We start from the raw sequence: 20,038 nt of genomic DNA, 5'->3' as shown, positions 1-20,038 counted from the left end.
TTTTGAAACCTCTTCGCACAAAATTACCCCACGTTCCTTCGTGGATTCCATGTGTGGATAAAATTACCATAAATTTATGCGTGGGATTTTGTGGGCTGTAGGGACCGGTTTACCGGTTCGTGTGTGTTAGGTGTGAAAACAAAATCAATATTTGTTTTAAATTTTTTCAATAAAGATTATTTTTGTATTTATGTTTTATCATTTTTTATTTTAAATAATTCGGCTTCGCCGCCGGACCAATAAATTGGTCCCTACATTCGCTTGCAAATATTTAATCTTTTGAAACCTCTTCGCACAAAATTACCCCACGTTCCTTCGTGGATTCCATGTGTGGATAAAATTACCATAAATTTATGCGTGGGATTTTGTGGGTTGTAGGGACCGGTTTACCGGTCCGTGTGCCTTGGGTGAGAAAACAAAATCAATATTTGTTTTAAATTTTTTCAATAAACCATTTATTTATAAATTTTCATTTTCATTTTTTATTTTATTTCGTTCGCCATACGCCGTCGGACCAATAAATTGGTCCCTAGATGCTCATTTTTTTCATTGCTTATTTCATCCCCACCCCACCCCACCAAAAACACCGTAATGGCAAAGGTAAAAAACAGCAAAAGGCGAAAATATATCAGCAATATTACATAAAAGAGAAATATGTAATATAACTGTAATTTTACTTTTAAAAGGCATAGTGTATAATAATAGCAAGAGAGGAACAATGACAACTAAATATTAAAAATATTTTCTTGTCACCTCTAAGTGATGTAGAAAGAACATCACGCACAGAAGCTTAAAGCTTTTGTAGAGTCTACAAAAAACTTAAGGAGGTCGAAAGACAATATGAACAAAAAATTTCTTTCATTAGTACTATCACTAGTAATGGTACTAGGAACATTCACAAGTGTCTTCGCAGCCGACTCAAAAGTTGAAGCAAAGAAGGAAGAAGCAAAGAAAACTTCTCCATCAGCAAAAATTCAATGGATGGTCGACCAAAAGTTGGTTGAAGGAAGAAAAATCTTCAAACCAGGCGAAGAAAAGAACGATCTTGCATTAGACAAGAACATCACAAGAGCAGAAGTAACTAAGATGTTAGTTTATGCAAAGGGTCAAGAAAAATTAGCTGACCTTGTAAAAGCAACATCAGTACCTTACTCAGATGTAAAAGCAGATCACTGGGCAAACGGATTCGTTACAGTAGGAACTTTTAAATTAAAAGGACCTAAGGGTGTAGCAATGTTAGCAGGATATCCTGATGGAACATTCAAACCAGAAAAGAACGTATCTTATGCAGAACTTGCTAAAATGTTAGTAGCTCTTGTAAAAGAAGATCTAACACCACAAATGGTAGCAAACGCACAATGGCCAGGTAGCTGGTTAACTTGGGCAGCAGAACTTGGAATTCTTAACGGAATCGAATATGCAAACTCAAATGACCCTGCAACAAGAAACCTTGCTTTCCAAATGATTTACAATGCTATGTATATCTATGATACAAGACATGATGTAGATTACGGAACAAGAATTGGTGTAGTAAGCGGATTTGAAGATGGTAAATTAGTTATCAACCAAGGAGACAAACAATTCAAAGTTACACTTGACGCTAAAACAACTTATGTTGACGGAAGCGGAAGAGTTGGATATCTAAACTTACAACAATTAAGCTCAAATTCTAAACTTTGGGTAGGTTCTTTAGTTGAAGTTATCACTGACAAAAATGAAAAAGACGGCGTAGTTTCTCACATTATGGAACTTGGTAATCCTGCAGTTGGAGCAACTGACGGATTAAAAAACAACAACAGATGGTATGGAGTTGCTGAAAAAACTGTACAAGGTGTTGCAAATGTAACAAAAGACGACATCACAGTTTATGCAAAGGATGGCCTAAACGGTGCTTGGGATGTTAAAAATGCTGAAGATGGAAAAGGTGCAAAAGCTGATGTTAAAGACTTTGCAGCTACAAAAGTTGAATTTACAGCTGATACAAGATTCTTTGTAGCAGATGAAAACAACGGCTGGTTAACAGAAGTTGACAAGACAAAGGCTCGTGACCTTGTAGAAGTTAAAGACGGAAGATTCGTTCCAAAAGTATATGTTGGATATGATGTAGTTGGTAAAACAGGAAGACAATACAACAAAGCAAACATCGTTGTATTTAACGTTGTAACTGATGACCAATTAAATGAAAAAACTTTCAGAGTTGCTCATGTAACAAACAGAAACTTCGAACTTACTGTTGAAAACACTAAGGGACAACAAACTGCTCTTGATATGAGATCAGTTGACAACTGGTTCCCAGGATTTAACAGACCAAGAAACGGTGCTGGATATAACGACTATTTTGAAAAATTTGACGTTATCAAAGCTAGAGTAAACGCTGACAACAAAGTTGGAAAATTTGGTGAAGTAATAATTGATTATTCTAAAGACCCAATTTTCAAAATTAAAGAAGTTCATAAGACTTATGGACAAGTAACAGGTGTAACTCTTGAAGGCAGAGACAGAGTTGTTACTCCTGAAATCACTTTAAAACATGACGCTAACATTTTCCTTGAAGGACAATTAGAAAAAGGCGCTTATGTACAAGTTGCAAAGAGCGATTATCAAACTGTAAAAGATGCTTACGGATATGACGGATATTCATTTAAGAATATGTTTATCTCAACAATTTCTGTAGTTCCTGCAGTAGCTGACAAAGATCTTGGCAGATTAAGCGGAGAATATGCAGAAGATTGGACAATTGTAAAGGCTAACTTTACAAAAGCTCAATTTGGAGATCAATATACACTAGTTCTTAACAATGTTAAACATGTAAGCGTAGATGGAACAGAAGCTGTTTATAGAAATCTTACAGTAGCAGTAAGTGTGGACGATTATAATAAAATTAAGAAAAATGACGATACTATTATTCTAAAGAGATTAGATTCTAAACAATATGGTGCATCTTACACTAATGCACTTGTATTAGTTTCTTACAACGCAGAAAAAAAAGCTACTGCAGTTAATGAATATAACAAAGCATTAAAAGATTATAACGATAAATTAGCTGCTTACAAAGCAGATCCATCAAAAACAGCAGATGTTAAAACAGCTGTTGACAACTTAGTTACTGCATTTGATAATCTTGCAGCTAAGTCAATTGAAACTGAACTTACAAGCAAGAGAGCAGAAGTTGAACAAATAATCAAAGATTATAAGACTGATGCTACACTTAAAACAAATGCACTAGCAAAAGACACATTAAACCCAGCAGCTATGTAATTTAGCTTAAAAAATAAAAAACCCGAGAAATCGGGTTTTTTTATTGCTCAAATTTAAAATCTTTAGCTTAAAATAATCCTAAAAAATTTTAAAAAAATAAAAAAACATCTGTTCTTTTTATAAAAAGGGTGCTATAATAAATAAAAAGAACAAATGTTCAAGAATTTTAGGAGGAATTATGGATTATAAAAATCAAATTAATTTTAAGACAGATGAAGCTTTAAAGAAAAGAGAGGAGGAGATTTTAAAAAAGTATGAACCTCTTATTAAGGCCAGCATCAAAAAATATTGCCCTGTTATGAAGGAGTATGAGGACCTTTTTCAAGATGGTTGTCTTTTCATTTTAAATTCTTTAAAAAACTTTGATCCCCATCGCGGGACCACTTTTGGCGCCTACATAAAAAGCGGTTTGAGGATCTATTATTTGGACACTTTTCGTTATTTAAGAAAGTATTCCGATTCTTTGCCCTATTCTGATGAAATTTTGACTCCCACTTTGGAGGAGGAGGTCTTTCCTTTTTCCAAAGACCTTTCCGATGCTTTGGGGCTTCTTCCTTCAAAGGAGAAACAGGTCATTCAAATGATCTATTACAGAGGCATGAAATTGGCTTCTGTTGCTTCGGAATTAAATGTTTCTACCCGTACCATCAATAGAATTAAAAAGAAGGCTCTTGAGTCTTTACGTGATTATATGGTTTCTGGAGGCAAGGACTCTTCCCCCGCCATATAATTTTTTTTGTTTGAATTTTTGAATTTTTGCCTTCTTTGTTTTGCTTGCCCTTTTTGTTTTGCTCTTTCAATAGAGTTATTTTTTTGCCCTTTTTTATAAAACATTATGAGAGCATCTAGGGACCGGTTTGAAGACCTAACCCGATTTTTGAAAAAAATCGTGGTAGGTCTCATGCAACTATTTGCCCAAATCTTTGATTTGGTTGCAAATATCTGCTAAGGTCTGTGTGTGTTGGGTGTGAAAACAAATTCAATTTTTTTATAAAACATTATGAGAGTTCTAGGGACCGGTTTACCGGTCCGTGTGCGTTGGGAGAGATAAAAAATTCAATATTTTATAAATATATTTTTTACGCTCTACGTAAAGCATTTTGTTTTAAATTTTTTCAATTTACATTTTTTCTCCATTTTTTCTTTCTCATTTTTTACATTATTTCAATTTATTCGCCTTACGGCGATCGGACCAATAAATTGGTCCCTACATGGTTTTAATATTCAATTGATGTTGAATTTATATTTATGCTTTATCGTTTTTTATTTTATTTTATTTCATTCGGCTTACGCCGCCGGACCAATAAATTGGTCCCTACATTGGTTTTAATATTCAATTGATGTTGAATTTATATTTTTTCATTTTCATTTTTTATTTTATTTCAATTCATTCGGCTACGCCGCCGGACCAATAAATTGGTCCCTACATTCATTTGCAGAGATTTACTCATTATTTATCATAACCCTTACAAATCCTGTAGGGACCGGTTTACCGGTCCGTGTGCGTTGGGCGTGAAAACAAATTCAATATTTTATAAAACATTATTAGAGTTGTAGGGACCGGTTTACCGGTCCGTGTGTGTTGAGTGAAAGAAAAAAGTCAATATTTTATAAAATATTATATGGGCATGTAGGGACCGGTTTACCGGTCCGTGTGTGTTGGGAGAGAGAAAAAAATCAATATTTTATAAAACATTATGAGAGTTGTAGGGACCGGTTTACCGGTCCGTGTGTGTTGGGAGAGAGAACAAATTCAATATTTGTTTTAAATTTCAATAAAAATTATTTTTGTATTTATGTTTTATTGTTTTTTATTTTATTTCATTCGGCTTACGCCGCCGGACCAATAAATTGGTCCCTACATTCATTTGCAGAGATTTACTCATTATTTACCATAACCCTTGAAAATCCTCTAGGGACCGGTTTACCGGTCCGTGTGTGTTGAGTGAGAGAAAAAAATCAATATTTTATAAAATATTATGAGAGTTGTAGGGACCGGTTTACCGGTCCGTGTGTGTTGGGAGAGAAAACAAATTCAATATTTTATAAATATATTTTTTACGCTCTACGTAAAGCATTTTGTTTTAAATTTTTTCAATTTACATTTTTTCTCCATTTTTTCATTTTCATTTTTTATTTTATTTCAATTCATTCGGCTTACGCTGCCGGACCAATAAATTGGTCCCTACATGGTTTTAATATTCAATAAATTGGTCCCTACATGGTTTTAATATTTAATTGATGTTGAATTTATATTTATGCTTTATCGTTTTTTATTTTATTTTATTTCGTTCGGCTACGCCGCCGGACCAATAAATTGGTCCCTACATTGGTCTTAATATTTAATTGATGTTGAATTTATATTTATGTTTGCCTAATAAATATTTTATGGCTATACTGTTATTAGCATCTTTGTAATTTAAAACCAATTTAAGCTCCAAAGAGTTAATGAATAGGTGCAATATTTTTTAAGGGGTGTTAGTTTGAAGCTTAGTTTAGATAATTTTAATAAATTAAAAGATTGTGTTGACCAATTTCCAAGTTACGATGTTGGAAAATTGAGAGAAGATTCTTTAAGGGATCCCCATTGGCTTGCTTTTGGTGCGGGAAATATTTTTCGTGGATATATTGCCAGGGTCAATCAGGATTTAATTAACAAGGGTCTTTCTAATAGGGGCATAAGTGTTGTTGAGAGTTTTGATTCTGAAATTATCGACCACATTTACAAGCCTTTTGATAATTTGACTCTTTCTCTTACTTTAAATAAGGATGGCAAGTTTTCTACAGATTTAATTGCAAATCTTGTGGAGGGTTTGGTTCTTTCTAGGGATGAGGAAAGAATTGAAGAGATAGTTAAGAATAAAGATTTACAGATTATGTCTTTTACCATTACTGAAAAGGGATACAACATTCATACTCCTCAAGGTCTTGTTACTGATCTTGCTAGGGAGGATGGTCTTGGCAATCCTGAGGATTCAAAACATTTAATGGCTAGGGCTGCTTATTATTTGTATTTAAGATTTAAGGCGGGCAAATTGCCTATTACTATGTTAAGTCTTGACAATTGTTCACATAATGGTCAAAAGCTTAAGGATTCTATTATGTATTTTGTAAGGGCTTGGAATGAAAATAATAAGGTTGAGGATGATTTTGTAGATTTTGTTGATAGTGATGAGTTTGTAAGTTTTCCATGGACTATGATTGATAAGATCACTCCAAGGCCTGCTGATGAGATTAGGGATTATTTAATTGGCAAGGGCTTTGAGAATATGGATGCTATTGTAACGGACAAGAAAACTTATATTGCTCCTTTTGTTAATTCTGAAGAGGCTGAGTATCTTGTTATTGAGGATGATTTTAAAAATGGTCGTGATCATCTTGATAAGGCTGGGGTTTATTTAACTAATAGGGATACTGTTAACAAGGTTGAGACTATGAAGGTTACTACTTGTCTTAATCCTCTTCACACTTGTCTTGCAGTTTATGGTTGCATTTTAGGTTATGATTCTATTGCTGCTGAGATGAAGGACCAAGATTTAGTTTCTCTAATTAAGAAAATCGGTTATGATGAGGCTCTTCCTGTTGTTGTGGATCCCAAGATTTTAAGTCCCAAGGCTTTTATTGATGAGGTTATTGATGTGCGTCTACCTAATAGGTTCATTCCTGATACTCCTCAAAGAATTGCGACTGATACTTCTCAAAAGATTCCTATTAGATTTGGTCAAACTATAAAGAAATATGTTGAGGCTGGAAAAGTTAATGAGCTTAAGTTTATACCTTTGGCTATTGCTGGATGGCTTAGATATCTTTTTGGTCTTGATGATAATTTACAAAAGTTTGATTTAAGTGCTGATCCTTTGCTTTCTGATTTGAAAAAGATTTATGAAAACATGGAGATTGGAAATATTGATGAGGCTGCTATAAGAAAGCTGCTTAAAAATGAAACTATTTTCGGTCTTGATCTTGAAAAGGCTGGGTTAGCAGATTTGATTGTTGAGTATCTGAAGGAATTAAGCATGGGCAAGGGTGCTGTAAGAAGCACGTTAAAAAAATATTTAAGGTGATATTATGAAAATGACTTTTAGATGGTATGGAGATTCTGATCCGATACCTTTGAAATATATAAAACAAATTCCAAATTGCAGTGGAATAATGGCTATGATGGACGATTTTGAGGCTGGACAAGTTTGGGACAAGGAAATTTTTGGCAAGTTTGTAAAGAGAGTTAATGATGCTGGTCTTGAGGTTGAGGTAATAGAAAGTATAAATGTTCATGAAGACATTAAAATGGGTCTTCCTACAAGGGATAAGTATATTGAAAATTACAAGGAATCTATCAAGAATGTTGCTGAGTGTGGAGTAAAGGTTGTAGTTTACAATTTTATGCCTGTTTTTGACTGGCTTAAGACTGATTTGGCAAAGGTCTTGGCTGATGGCTCTAACACTCTTTATTACAATGATAAAGATTTAAAGGGTCTTACTCCTCAAGCTTTAGTTGAAAGTACTATAAAAAATTCTGGTGGTTTTTCTCTTCCTGGTTGGGAACCTGAAAGATTAAAGGAATTAGAAAGAGTCCTTGAAATTTATAAGGATATTGATGAAGAAAAACTTCTTGCAAATTATAAATATTTCCTTGAAGGAATAATTCCTACTTGTGAAAAATATGGGGTAAGGATGGCAGTTCATCCTGATGATCCTGCATGGCCAGTTTTTGGAATTCCGAGAATTTCTCATAGTCTTGAACAATTTGATAGGATTCTTTCTTTAGTTGATTCTCCTGCAAATTCTCTTTGCCTATGCACTGGTTCTTTGGGAACTGATTCTAATTATAAAGTTGCCGATGCTATAAGACATTTTGGTGAAAGGGGCAGAATAGCTTGTGCTCATGTTAGAAATATAAAGCACATAGGAAACAAGGAATTTTATGAGTCAGCCCACTATAGTGACTGCGGTAGCCTTGATATGTTTGAAATAATGAAAGCTTTATATGATACAAGTCCTGATGTTTATATAAGACCAGACCACGGAAGAATGATTTGGGACGAAAAGGGTAGAGCTGGATACGGACTTTATGACAGAGCTTTGGGCTTAACATATTTAAACGGTCTTTGGGAAGCTATAGACAAAATGAGTAAATAATTATTTAAAGGGTATGCTGCGTAATTGCAGCATATTTTTTTTCTCTAATTGAAAAAAATTTATCAATGCTTTAGCAGGCTCGATTGATTTAATTAAGGATATGGGTTATAATAGTTTCATAAATGATGATAACGTTTCGAAATGTGGAACAACTTATGGGAGGCATATGGAAGATTTATTTTCAGGCACAAAAGAAGAAATAAAGTTTTGCGACGGTTATTATAAGACTCGTTTTTCAGAGGAACAATATAAATATTTAAGTGAGAACAATGATTTTAGAATTAGAAGTCTTTGCAGTCCTAATATTGCAATAAATTTAATTCCAAGGTCTGAGCTTAGATTGATGTTTTCTGTTGAAGAATTTGCAAGAGATCCTGTAAATGTTGATATTTATATGGATAAGATTTTTCTTAAGCACATAGAGTATGGAAATAGAAAAAAACAAATTGAAGTTTTAATAGAAAAAGAATTTGTGGGTAAACCAGTAAAGATATTTTTATCAAATACTTCAACTTGGAGAATTAAAGAAGTAAAGGGTTTATATGATACTCTTGAAAATACTTATAAGGCTAGTATTTTAGCCTTTGGAGATTCTATTACTCAAGGCATGGAAACTGATTATCCATCTTTTACATTTATGAATTTATTTCATAGGGAAGGGTTTGACATAAAAAATCAAAGTGTTGGAGGCATGATTTTTGATCATAAGCTTCCTCAACTTTGTAATGTGTCTTGCGAAAATATTTTTATAGGTCTTGGGACAAATGACATTCTTTCTGATAAGAATATTGATGAGGTAAAAGGTGAAATTGATCTTTATTTTAAACTTATCAATGAAAAATTTTTTGACAAAAATGTTGTGGTTTTAAGTCCTATTCCAATATTAAAACCTTCTTTAGAAAAAAGATTCACTGAAATCGAAACTAGTATCATCAAAGTTTTAAAAAATTACCCTAAGTTTAAATTAGTAAAAGGAAGGGACATTTTTCCGGCAGATAGTAAATTTTATTATGACGGTGATATTCATCCTAATGAATTGGGAAATTTTTTAATTTATTATTCATTAAAAGATTTATGGAGGAAGAATTAATGAGAAGATTAAAACTAGTGTTATTAAGCGTTTTAGTTTTAGGACTTTTAGTAGGTTGCGGAAAATCTGAAAAGAAAGAAGCTCCTGCTGAAGGAAACAACAAGAAGCAAACGGAAGCAAAGGGTGAAAGAAGTACAGAAAAAATTAAAGTACAAATAGCAAACACTCAAGGTGAAAAAGATACTCAATCAATTGGTATGATGGAAGTAAAGAAAGAACTTGAAGCAACAGGAATGTTCGAAGTTCAATTATTCTTCTCTTCTGCCCTTGGCGGAACTGATGACGTATTAGAACAAGGTCTTCAAGGTGTGCCTGTTGTAGCTATGAGTGACCCTGGTAGACTTGCATCTTATGTAAAAGATTTTGGTATTATCCAAATGCCATACATTCTTGAAAATGTTGACGATCTTGATAAATTAGTTGAAACTGACTTATACAAAGGATGGGAAAAACAATTTGAAGAAAAAGGCGTAAAGGTTATTACAGCTAACTGGTTTAACGGACCAAGAAACTTTGTTTGCAACAATGAAGTAAATACACCTGCAGATTTAGCTGGTAAAAAAATCAGAACAATTGGTAGCGACATTTTTGTTGAATCAATAAATGCTATGGGTGCTATTGCAACTCCTATGGAATGGTCTGAAGTTTATCCTTCAATTCAACAAGGAGCCCTTGATGGAGCAGAAGTACAAACACCATCTGCATATCCGACAAGACTTTATGAAATTTGTAAATATGTAAACAAGACTGAACATTTTAACTTAGTAACTGTTCCTGTTATGGGTGCTAAAGTATTTAACAGCTGGCCAAAAGAAGCTCAAGAAAAATTTGTTGAAGTATTCAAAAAAGTTGGTACTGAAAACAGAAAGATTGTAGACAGTACTATTAAGGAATATGAAGAAGAAATGGCTAAAAAGGGTATGGTAATTCGTGAAATTGACAAAACACCTTTTAAACAAGCTGTAGAACCTGTATATGAAAAACTTGGATACTCTCAATTAAGAGAAGAATTTAAGAAAGCTATAGGTGAATAAAACTGGGGCTATATGCCCCTTTTAATTTTATGAGGGATAGCATGAAGAAAATTTATGATTTGTTGTGTAAACTTGAAACCATAATTTGCGGTATATTTTTAATATTAGTTGTTGTGCTGGTTTTTTTATCAGCTCTTACAAGAAAATTTAATATACCTATGCAAAAAAGTTTGGATGTTGCACAACTTTTATTTGCTTGGTTAGCCTTTATAGGTGCTGACATTGCTCTAAGGCAGGAAAAGTTGGTAGGGGTTGATATCTTCACAAGTAAAATGTCAAAAAAGGCAAATGGAATTTGTAGAATTATAAGTCATCTGCTTATGATAGCTTTATTAGTAGTATTTGTTATTAAGGGATTTGATTTAACTATGAATTCTTGGGACAGAAGTTTTCAATCTTTAAAGTTAAGCTATGCATGTGTAACAATGAGTTTACCTGTAGGTTCTTTGCTTATGATTCTTTCTACTTTAACTTTAATTGCAAAAGACATAAGAATGATTAGAGGTGAAAACTAATGACAATTTTGATTATTTTATTTATAGGACTTTTAATTATTAATATGCCTATTGCTTTTGTTATAGGTATTTCAGGCATTAGTTATTTTGTTACATCAAATGCAATACCTCTTTCCGTTGCAGTACAAAGGGTAGTTTCTCAAACTCAATCCTTTGCCTTTCTTGCAGTGCCATTTTTTGTATTTGCAGGAAATCTTATGAATGAAACTGGAATAACTGACAGGCTTTTAAGATTATCAAGACTTTTAACAAGAACTTTAGCAGGTGGGGTTGCCCAAGTAAGTGTAATTTTAAGTACTCTTATGGGTGGTGTTTCCGGTTCTGCTGTAGCTGATGCTGCTATGGAAGCGAGAATACTTGGACCTGAAATGGATGCTAAGGGATATCCAAAGGGATATTCAGCTGCTGTAATCTGTCTTACATCACTGATAACTGCCACAATTCCACCTTCTCTTGGACTTATTTTATATGGATTTGTAGGTGAAGTTTCCATAGGAAGACTTTTTGCTGCAGGTATAGTGCCAGGTATATTGATGATGACATTTTTAATGGTAACTGTAAGTATAACTTCAAAAAAGCATGGCTATGATTTACCTGAACCAAATATAGAAAAAGCATCTGCTAAAGAAATTTTAGAAGATTTAAAAACTTCTATTTGGGCTCTTATTTTCCCTATTATTCTTATAGTAGGTATAAGATTTGGAATTTTCACTCCATCAGAAGCAGGAGCTTTCGCTGTTGTATATGCTCTTATAATCGGTGTATTTGTTTATAAAGAGCTTACTTGGGAAAAATTTAAAATGTCCGTAGTAAATACTGTAATAGATAATGGTGCAATTATTCTGATTATTTCTTTCTCAGGAATTTTCAGCTATGTACTAACTTATGTTAATGCGCCTACAGTTCTATCAGGATTTTTAGTAGGTATTTCAAGTAATGGTAAAGTATTGACCTTGATAATGTTACTTTTCCTATTCTTTACAGGAATGATAGTTGACTCCAATGTAAATATACTTTTATTAACTCCGATATTTTTACCGGTAGTACAAAGCTTAGGAATAGATCCTGTTCACTTTGGAGTTTGTATGATGACAATAGTAACAATGGGATGTATGACTCCTCCTGTTGGAACAGCATGCTATATTGTTTGCGGTATAATGGGAATTTCCATAAGTGATTATGTAAAGCATTCAATACCATTTTTCGTTGCTGTCATACTTTTGGACATTGTCCTTGTACTTTTCCCACAACTGGTATTATTTGTTCCGAATTTAATATTTAATTAAAAATAAATTTATAAGATTAATATTATTAATTTAAATAAAAAGAATCCGTTAATAAGTTTTATATATAAACTTACTAACGGATTTTTTTAGCTAATTTTATTTATGGTCTTTGTTGCTTTTATATTACATAGGCCCAGGGCGTTTTCATATATTATGTCGTTTATTTTAACTGGGGCTTCTATTCTTAGTGACTTTATAAGTTTCATAAGTTCAAAAATTTTATCTTTAGGGATTTCTCTGTCCGTTCTTACGCTAACAAGGGGCAGGTCTCCATTTAAGACTCTAACTGATGTGCAGATTGTTCTCACAGGATGGAAGACTTCGTTTTTTACAAAACCATCTCCCTTTGGACAAAGACCGTGTTCTATTATTTCTAGATCATTTTCATTTTTTTTGTAGGTAATTTGGCAGCCGTTTGGGCATAATATACAGATTAATTTTTCGGGCATAGGAAAACCTCCAAATCAACAGATTCTTTAATTACATTTTCAGGAATTTTTATTTGTATCATTTCAGCAGGTATGGCTTTTCTTGCTGATATTTTTTTTATTTCATTTTCTCCTTGTTTAACTATAATTTTTACATTTTCCATGGGCCTTCTAACTCTGAAAGAAATTGTCGCTTCTTCATTTGCCACAAGGCTTTGGGGAAGGATATAGGATATGTTTGAATCAGTTTTAATATTTAAAAGTTCTGTATTTTCTTTTTCATTTTCTTCTAAATATTTACAAATACTTGTTGCTGCTCTTTCTGCTTCATCTGATACTTTATCTACTAAATCGTGAACTTGCAAAACATTTCCTGCTGCAAAGATACCTTTTACATTTGTTTCGTAATTGGATTTTATTTGAGGCCCGTTGGTTTTTGAATCTATAAGGACTCCTGCCATTTTTGAAAGTTCATTTTCTGGTATAAGACCTACTGATAAAACAAGGGTATCGCAGGAATAAAATTTTTCGCTATTTGGAATTATATTTCCATTTTCATCAAGGTCTTCCAGGCTTATTCCTTCAATTCGGTTTTTTCCGTGAATTTGTGAAATTGATTTGTTAAGTAAAAGGGGAATGTTATAGTCCCTTAAACATTGCAAAACATTTCTTGGAAGGCCTGCTGGGTAAGAGTTTATTTCCACTACCATTTTTACATGGGCTCCTTCTAAAGTAAGTCTTCTTGCCATTATAAGACCTATATCTCCTGAGCCTAAGATGATTATTTCTTTACCAACTTGAATATTATGAAGGTTTACATAGTTTTGTGCAACTCCTGCTGTTAAAACTCCTGCTGGTCTTTCTCCTGGTATTGTAAGCATTCCAGCTGTTCTTTCTCTACAACCCATGGCAAGTAGAATACTTTTTGCTTGTAATTTTTCTATGCCTTTTTTTGAAGCTATAGTTACTTCTTTATTTTCGTTAATTTCAAGAACCATGGTATTGAGGAGATATTTAATATTAAGTTTTTCTACTTGGTCTATATATAGGGAGGCATATTCAGGTCCTGTTAGGGATTGTTTAAATTTGCTTAAACCAAAGCCGTCATGAATACATTGGTTAAGGATTCCACCTAAGTGGTTTTCTCTTTCGATTATTAATATATTATCTACATTTCTTTTTTTTAGTTCAACTGCAGCGGCAAGTCCTGCAGGGCCGCCACCGATTATTATTGCATCAATCATTTATATCTCCCTTACATTAGATGGAAACATATTTGTATTTTCGTTGCCATAAAGGATATCTTCATCTTTTAAATTTTTCTCTTCTTTTATCATTTCTTCAATTCTCATTTGACAGTAGCCTCCTTGGCATAGACCTGTCATAGCTCTTGTTCTATATTTAATAGATTTGAAACTGCATCTGCCTAAGGGATTGTTAATGGCATTTAAGATTTCTGCCTTTGAAACGTGCTCGCATCTGCAAATAATTTCTCCAAAATCTGGATTATTTTTGATGGCTTCTTTTTTTTCTTCAAAGGTCATGTGAGAAAATTTTTTCCTTTCAGGCATTTTGCTTATGAAATTTTCTTTTTCTTCCAATTTTATTCTATCTTTTATTAATTTAAGAACATATTGGGCTATGGGAACTGCAGCTGTTAGGCCGGGAGATTCGATTCCGATTAAGTTTACGAAATTTTTAACTTCATCTTTAATTTCAATTTTGAAGTCTTGAATAATATTATTTTCGTCAACCCATTTAGGCAGTATTCCCGCATAGGTTCTGATGAAATCTTTTCTATAAACCCTATTCCACAAATCGTTGGCACTTTTAGCAAGGCCTTCCACTCCAATTTTTGAAACTGTATAGTCTGTAAAATCAGAAACATTTTCTGCGTTGGGGCCTACTAAAACATTACCGTCAACTGTATTTGTAACATGGATTCCCATATAAGTATTGCTTGGTACTGGATAAACAGGCATGGGCAGATCCTTGCCACATTCTTTGTTAAGAATTATATATTCTCCCTTTGATCCTATTACCTTATAGGAATCTATGCCCATCATTTTTGAAATCTTTCCGCAGTTAAGACCTGCAGAATTTATTATCCATTTACTTCTAAAAGAGTTTTTGGGACTTTTAATTTTATAAAACTCTTCTTCCTTTTCAATGCCTATTACTTCTTGATTAAAGGCAAAAGACACTCCGTTTAAATGGGCATTTTCTGCTAAGGCAATGTTAAATAAAAAGGGATCTGTTATTCCGCTGTTGTGAGAAAAAACTGCGTAATTTCCAATGGTATAGGGCACTATATTTGCAATTTTTTCTTGTCCGCAAATTAGCTCCATGTTTTTTACTCCATTGGCTTCTCCTTGTTTTAAAACTCTTTTTAAAGTTTCTAAGTCTTCTTGGCTTTTTCCCACAAGTAATTTTCCACATCTTTTAAAGGGAAAACTTAAATCTTTTGACAATTGGTCAAACATAAGATTTCCTTTTAAGCAAAAGATATTTTTTAAACTGCCTGTATCGTAGGAAAAACCTGCGTGAACAACTCCAGAGTTTCTACCGCTTGTTTCAAAACAAAGGTCGTTGTTTTTTTCAATAACAAGGACTTTACAATTGTATTTTGAAAGTTCTCTTGCTATGGCACTTCCTAGGACTCCGCCGCCAATTATGGCAAAATCATAAATTATATTTTTTTTATTCATAATCATCCTACCACTTTACATATTTTATTGAATTTTACCATAAAAAAATAGACATTACAATGTTTTTGTCAAAATTCATCCGACCTTTCTTTGGAAAATCTTTCTTTATTAAAAAGTATGTGATAAGTCATAATTTCTTTTGCGTCATTGGATTTTTTATCTTTTATGGCATTAAATAATTTTTCATGAGAAACTAAAGTGTTTTCGTATTCTGTGGTTAAAGCTTCCTGAGAAAAAACTTTAATAGTTTCATTTAAAATAGGTATAAGTTTTGCAATAATAATATTTTGGGTCATTTTTGCAATTAGTCCGTGAAATTCTTGGTCATATTCCAAAAAATCATTTTTCTTTTTTATTTGTTTTTCCATTTTTGCCAAAATTTCTTCCAATTCTTCTACTTGGGCAGGACTTGCATTTTGAGCAGCCAAAGAAGCTATTTCCGGTTCTAAAATGTATCTTAAATCTAAGATGTCCTTTACTAATTTTTTTCTGTCTTTTATAAATAATAGGCCTAAAGGATCTTCGCTTATGCCTGTTTGTTCTGCTACATAAGTTCCTGATCCTTGCTTTATATAAATTATATTTCTGCTGCTTAAAATTTTTAAAGCTTCTCTTAAAGAATTTCTGCTCACTTTAAAAAGTTCCATCAATTCTTTTTCGTTAGGCAATTTATCATCAACCTTTAAGTTTGAATCCTTAATCATTTTAATTATTTTTTGGGAAATGAGTTCCGGTATAGATTTATCTTCCATAAATTTCCTCCTTTTTTTACATTATATTATAGGTAAAAAATAAAAGAAATGTTTGAAAAGGTTGGCTTTAAGTAATATACTAATATATATCACACGAAGGAGCTGATTTTTTGGAAATATATGAAAGAAATTCCAATGAAAGTGCAAGGGATTACGCCTACAATATAATTAAAGAAAATATTGTTAATCTCACTCTTAAACCAGGGGAGACCATAAGCGACATTAAAATTTCGGAATTGTTGGGAATAAGCAGAACTCCCATAAGAGAAGCTATAAATAAACTTAAAGATGAATCAAATATTATAGATGTTTATCCTCAAAGAGGAATGAGAGTTTCTTTAATTGACACTAAAATAGTTAATGAAACAAAATTTTTAAGACTTGCCCTGGAAAAAGAAATCATTAAAGTCGTATGCAAAGTTGCAAAGGAAGATGATATATTAAAACTCAAACAAATTTATTCCATGCAAGTTTTTTGCTATGAAAATGAAATTTTTAAGGATGCTTCAAAATTAGACAGCAATTTACACGGGCTTTTATATAAAATTGCGGATATGGAAAAACTTCATAAAATGATAAAACCTGCCTTTATACATTATGACCGGGTAAGAAATTTGGAGATGTCAAAAGAGCATTTAAAAAATACTATTGAAGACCATAGAAGATTAATTGAGGCAATAGAAAATAAAAACATTGATGAGGCAGTGGAGATTATGGATAGCCACTTAGGAAGATGGGAAGTAAATGAAAAAAAATTAAGGGCAAAATATCCGGAATATTTTATGGAATAAATTTCATAATAATTCAGACAAATGTTTTCTTTATCAGTTGACTTTGTAAGGGAATGGTGTTAATATAAAAGCACGTAATATATTAGTATATTATGTAATTTTTTACATATCGGGAGGTATTTTATGAATTTTAAAAATTTTAAGAGAATTGCTTCATTAGGACTTGCCTTAGCACTTGTTGCTATACCAACAGGATGCGGAAACAAGAACAAACAAGATCAAGGAGCAGGAAAAGACGCAGGAGAAAAGCAAATAGTTTGGAAACTTAGTGACATTGTTACTGAAGATCACAACTGGAACTTAGGTGCAAAGGATTTCGCAAAAAGAGTTGAAGAAAAAACAGGCGGAAAGTTAAAAATTGATATCTATCCAAACTCAGAATTAGGATCTGAAATGGAAGCTTTAAATGGAATTCTTTCAGGAACTGTTGATATGACAATTTCAGCTGAATCCATGTCAAACTGGGCACCTTTAGCAGACCTTATGGCTGCACCTTATGCTTATAAAAATGAAGAACACATACAAAAAGTTTTATCAAGCGATGTTGGAGATAAGATTAAAAATCAAATCGAAGACAGTGGTTTCAAACCTTTAATGTATCAATTAAGAACACCAAGAAACTTAACTTCAAACAAACCTATCTCAACTCCTGAAGAAGCAAGAGGATTAAAACTTAGATTATCAAATACTCCCCTTGCTATTAAATGCTGGGAAGCAGTTGGAGCAAATGTAAACGTAATGGCTCTTAATGAAGTATTTACAGCATTAAACCAAGGCGTTATAGATTCACAAGAAAATCCTTACGACATGATTTACAATTCAAGTTTCTATGAAGTTCAAAAATACGCAAATGAAACTGAACACGTAGTAGGATATCTTTTCTTCATCGTTGGAGAAAAACAATTTAATGCACTTCCAGAAGAAATGCAAAAACAAGTTTTAGAAGCTGCAAGCGAATCACAAGAATATATTAATAAACTTTATTTCGATACAAAAGATGATTTCAAACAAAAACTTATCGAAAAAGGCATGACTATTAATGAAAATGTAGATAAGGATGCCTTTAGAAAAGCTATGGAACCTGCAATTAAAGAATACTTTGATGCAGACTCATACAAGATATATGAAGAAGTAGTTGAATTAGGAAAAGATTTATAGGAGGAAAACGGCTAAGCCGTTTTCTTACTTTATAAGGAGGTTTATTTTGAAAAAACTTGATAGCTTTTTAGATAAAGTTTTATCTGTTATAACGGTTATACTTTATATGGCTATGATAATTGTCGTTTTAATGCAAATAGCAGCAAGATATATGCCTTCTCTAACCTTAAGTTGGACAGAAGAATTAACAAGATTTATTTTTGTTTTCATAATAGCCCTTGGGGCACCCCTCTCATTAAAATACAATGCCTTTGCAGATGTTGATTTAATTTATGAAAAATTCCCTAAGAATGCTAAAAAAATTTGCATTTTTATAGATTTTCTTTTGATTTCAATATTTTTAGGAATTGTAATATATAGCGGATATTTATTTACAACTTTAGGTGGAAGATCAGTATCACCGGCTATGAGATGGCCAATGTTTATCCATCACAGCACAATTTTATTTTTCGGAATATTTTCTCTATTCTACAGTGTTTTAAAATTAATAGACTTTTTGAAAGATTCCGACAAATCACTGGAACAATTTGATATTACACAGGATTAGAGAAATTAATTATGGAGGATAAGAAATTATGAATGTATGGATAATGTTTATAATCTTTTTGATTTTATTATTTACAAGAGTTCCTATTGCATATTCATTGGGAATATCCGCAGTAATTTATTTATTACTTGAAGGTATCCCTTTCAATATAGTAGCGGAAAAAATGTATGCAGGAATGGACTCATTTACCATGGTATGTATACCATCATTTATTTTAGCAGGAAACCTAATGAACACAGGGGGAATAACTAAGAGAATAGTTGCCTTTTGTAACGTGTTTGTAGGTCATATAAGAGGAGCTTTAGCCTATATAAATATATTAGCATCAGTTCTTTTTGCAGGTATCTCAGGAACAGCCCTAGCAGACGTAGCATCCTTAGGATCAATGTTAATTCCTGCTATGAAAGACGAAGGATACGATGCAGACTTCTCTGTAGCAATTACAGCATCAACTTCAGTCGTAGGACCTATAATACCACCATCAGTACCTATGGTTATTGCAGGAACTTTAACAAACTTATCAATAGCTAAACTTTTCGTAGGCGGAATAATGCCAGGCTTAATAATGGGTTTGGGCTTTATAATTCCAACATACTATATGTCTAAGAAAAGAAACTATCCTAAGCACGAAAGAGTTCCTATGAAAGAAAGAGTGAAAATTATAAAAGACGTAATATGGGCTCTTCTTATGCCTTTAATACTTATGGTTGGAATTCTTTCAGGAATATTCACCCCTACAGAAGCATCAATAGTTACAGTACTTTATGCCTTTGTAGTAGGTATATTTATTTATAAGGAAATAAAATTAAAAGATATTTTCCCAATTTTCAGAGATACTGTCATAGCAGCAGGCTCAGTTATAATATTAGTAGGAATTGCAAATTTATTTGCATGGATTTTAACAAGTGAAAGAGTACCTCAAACAATAGCAAGTGGAATTTTATCAATAACTGAAAATCCTATTTTAGTAATATTAATTATGAATATAGTTCTATTATTTACAGGTATGTTTATGGAATCTATAGCGGCAATTATAATTATGATTCCCGTTTTACTTCCCGTTGCAACAGCAATAGGAATGAGCCCAATACATTTTTCAATTATGGCAATACTAAATCTTATGATTGGACTTGTAACACCTCCCGTTGGACTATGCTTAACAACAGCAGCTCAAATAGGAAAAATATCAACAGGACGTGCAATAAAAGCAAATGCACCATTTTTAGTTGTATTACTGGTAATTCTTGCTTTAGTATCATACGTACCAGCAGTAACAACATTCTTACCGGGACTTATGAAATAATTCTTTAGAATATAAAAATCACATAAAAA

16 protein-coding genes are annotated in these 20,038 nt (G+C 32.6%); 12 read left to right on the top strand and 4 right to left on the bottom strand.

Going from position 1 to position 20,038, the window contains the following annotated elements; genetic code table 11:
* Positions 1-840: 840 nt before the first annotated feature.
* From J2S72_RS08530 to J2S72_RS08495, 8 genes are all read left to right on the top strand, one after another.
* Positions 841-3,258 carry an S-layer homology domain-containing protein gene (locus tag J2S72_RS08530; RefSeq protein ID WP_307495354.1) on the top strand — a complete coding sequence of 806 codons (2,418 nt, stop codon included), beginning with the start codon at positions 841-843 and terminating at the stop codon, positions 3,256-3,258.
* Between the two features lie 178 nt (positions 3,259-3,436).
* The gene (locus J2S72_RS08525; RefSeq protein WP_307495353.1) at positions 3,437-3,988 is read left to right on the top strand and encodes a sigma-70 family RNA polymerase sigma factor; all 552 of its coding nucleotides are present in this window, start codon (positions 3,437-3,439) and stop codon (positions 3,986-3,988) included.
* A gap of 1,753 nt (positions 3,989-5,741) precedes the next feature.
* Complete coding sequence (locus J2S72_RS08520) at positions 5,742-7,322, top strand: mannitol dehydrogenase family protein (protein WP_023055298.1); 1,581 nt, start codon at positions 5,742-5,744, stop codon at positions 7,320-7,322.
* A gap of 4 nt (positions 7,323-7,326) precedes the next feature.
* Positions 7,327-8,397, top strand: a complete 1,071-nt coding sequence (uxuA, locus tag J2S72_RS08515; RefSeq protein WP_023055308.1) for a mannonate dehydratase — start codon at positions 7,327-7,329, stop codon at positions 8,395-8,397.
* Between the two features lie 166 nt (positions 8,398-8,563).
* Positions 8,564-9,487 (top strand): SGNH/GDSL hydrolase family protein, encoded by a 924-nt coding sequence (locus J2S72_RS08510; RefSeq protein ID WP_023055288.1) that lies wholly within the window; start codon positions 8,564-8,566, stop codon positions 9,485-9,487.
* Positions 9,487-10,521 carry a C4-dicarboxylate TRAP transporter substrate-binding protein gene (locus tag J2S72_RS08505; RefSeq protein WP_023055284.1) on the top strand — a complete coding sequence of 345 codons (1,035 nt, stop codon included), beginning with the start codon at positions 9,487-9,489 and terminating at the stop codon, positions 10,519-10,521. The genes J2S72_RS08510 and J2S72_RS08505 overlap by 1 nt, the downstream gene beginning before the upstream one ends.
* A gap of 41 nt (positions 10,522-10,562) precedes the next feature.
* Entirely contained in the window at positions 10,563-11,036 is a 474-nt protein-coding gene (locus J2S72_RS08500; RefSeq protein WP_023055286.1) for a TRAP transporter small permease, read from the top strand.
* On the top strand, positions 11,036-12,322 hold the full coding sequence (locus J2S72_RS08495) for a TRAP transporter large permease (protein WP_023055299.1): 1,287 nt from the start codon (positions 11,036-11,038) through the stop codon (positions 12,320-12,322). The genes J2S72_RS08500 and J2S72_RS08495 overlap by 1 nt, the downstream gene beginning before the upstream one ends.
* Positions 12,323-12,408: 86 nt before the next feature.
* On the opposite strand, the gene J2S72_RS08490 is transcribed toward J2S72_RS08495, so the two are convergent.
* The 4 genes from J2S72_RS08490 to J2S72_RS08475 all read right to left on the bottom strand — a co-directional run bounded on the left by J2S72_RS08490 (position 12,409) and on the right by J2S72_RS08475 (position 16,210).
* Entirely contained in the window at positions 12,409-12,771 is a 363-nt protein-coding gene (locus tag J2S72_RS08490) for a DUF1667 domain-containing protein (protein ID WP_023055303.1), read from the bottom strand.
* Positions 12,756-13,994: an NAD(P)/FAD-dependent oxidoreductase gene (locus J2S72_RS08485; RefSeq protein WP_023055300.1), complete on the bottom strand. Its 1,239-nt coding sequence runs from the start codon at positions 13,992-13,994 to the stop codon at positions 12,756-12,758. Before J2S72_RS08485 ends, J2S72_RS08490 begins: the two co-directional genes overlap by 16 nt.
* A complete protein-coding gene (locus J2S72_RS08480) occupies positions 13,995-15,458 on the bottom strand; it encodes an NAD(P)/FAD-dependent oxidoreductase (RefSeq protein WP_036739314.1) in 1,464 nt (487 codons plus the stop codon).
* Positions 15,459-15,526: 68 nt separating this feature from the next.
* Positions 15,527-16,210, bottom strand: a complete 684-nt coding sequence (locus J2S72_RS08475; RefSeq protein ID WP_023055309.1) for a FadR/GntR family transcriptional regulator — start codon at positions 16,208-16,210, stop codon at positions 15,527-15,529.
* A gap of 110 nt (positions 16,211-16,320) precedes the next feature.
* Here J2S72_RS08475 and J2S72_RS08470 point away from each other — a divergent pair, with 110 nt between their 5' ends.
* The 4 genes from J2S72_RS08470 (at position 16,321) to J2S72_RS08455 (ending at position 20,009) form a co-directional block, all read left to right on the top strand.
* The gene (locus J2S72_RS08470; RefSeq protein WP_023055293.1) at positions 16,321-17,001 is read left to right on the top strand and encodes a GntR family transcriptional regulator; all 681 of its coding nucleotides are present in this window, start codon (positions 16,321-16,323) and stop codon (positions 16,999-17,001) included.
* A gap of 123 nt (positions 17,002-17,124) precedes the next feature.
* Positions 17,125-18,159: a TRAP transporter substrate-binding protein gene (locus tag J2S72_RS08465; RefSeq protein WP_023055301.1), complete on the top strand. Its 1,035-nt coding sequence runs from the start codon at positions 17,125-17,127 to the stop codon at positions 18,157-18,159.
* Between the two features lie 46 nt (positions 18,160-18,205).
* On the top strand, positions 18,206-18,706 hold the full coding sequence (locus tag J2S72_RS08460; protein WP_023055297.1) for a TRAP transporter small permease: 501 nt from the start codon (positions 18,206-18,208) through the stop codon (positions 18,704-18,706).
* Between the two features lie 28 nt (positions 18,707-18,734).
* A complete protein-coding gene (locus J2S72_RS08455; protein ID WP_023055296.1) occupies positions 18,735-20,009 on the top strand; it encodes a TRAP transporter large permease in 1,275 nt (424 codons plus the stop codon).
* Positions 20,010-20,038 lie beyond the last annotated feature (29 nt).

Origin of the sequence: Peptoniphilus koenoeneniae (assembly GCF_030812875.1) — a bacterium.
Taxonomy (GTDB): Bacteria; Bacillota; Clostridia; order Tissierellales; family Peptoniphilaceae; genus Peptoniphilus_B; species Peptoniphilus_B koenoeneniae.
The sequence above is the reverse complement of the archived record's forward strand: the minus strand, read 5'-3'. Positions and strand labels throughout refer to the sequence as shown.

Bases quoted from the DNA above. Each gene is read 5' to 3' on its own strand.
- J2S72_RS08530 (WP_307495354.1), top strand. From the start codon at position 841: ATGAACAAAAAATTTCTTTCATTAGTACTATCACTAGTAATGGTACTA.
- J2S72_RS08525 (WP_307495353.1), top strand. From the start codon at position 3,437: ATGGATTATAAAAATCAAATTAATTTTAAGACAGATGAAGCTTTAAAG.
- uxuA (WP_023055308.1), top strand. From the start codon at position 7,327: ATGAAAATGACTTTTAGATGGTATGGAGATTCTGATCCGATACCTTTG.
- J2S72_RS08510 (WP_023055288.1), top strand. From the start codon at position 8,564: ATGGAAGATTTATTTTCAGGCACAAAAGAAGAAATAAAGTTTTGCGAC.
- J2S72_RS08505 (WP_023055284.1), top strand. From the start codon at position 9,487: ATGAGAAGATTAAAACTAGTGTTATTAAGCGTTTTAGTTTTAGGACTT.
- J2S72_RS08500 (WP_023055286.1), top strand. From the start codon at position 10,563: ATGAAGAAAATTTATGATTTGTTGTGTAAACTTGAAACCATAATTTGC.
- J2S72_RS08495 (WP_023055299.1), top strand. From the start codon at position 11,036: ATGACAATTTTGATTATTTTATTTATAGGACTTTTAATTATTAATATG.
- J2S72_RS08490 (WP_023055303.1), bottom strand. From the start codon at position 12,771: ATGCCCGAAAAATTAATCTGTATATTATGCCCAAACGGCTGCCAAATT.
- J2S72_RS08485 (WP_023055300.1), bottom strand. From the start codon at position 13,994: ATGATTGATGCAATAATAATCGGTGGCGGCCCTGCAGGACTTGCCGCT.
- J2S72_RS08480 (WP_036739314.1), bottom strand. From the start codon at position 15,458: ATGAATAAAAAAAATATAATTTATGATTTTGCCATAATTGGCGGCGGA.
- J2S72_RS08475 (WP_023055309.1), bottom strand. From the start codon at position 16,210: ATGGAAGATAAATCTATACCGGAACTCATTTCCCAAAAAATAATTAAA.
- J2S72_RS08465 (WP_023055301.1), top strand. From the start codon at position 17,125: ATGAATTTTAAAAATTTTAAGAGAATTGCTTCATTAGGACTTGCCTTA.
- J2S72_RS08455 (WP_023055296.1), top strand. From the start codon at position 18,735: ATGAATGTATGGATAATGTTTATAATCTTTTTGATTTTATTATTTACA.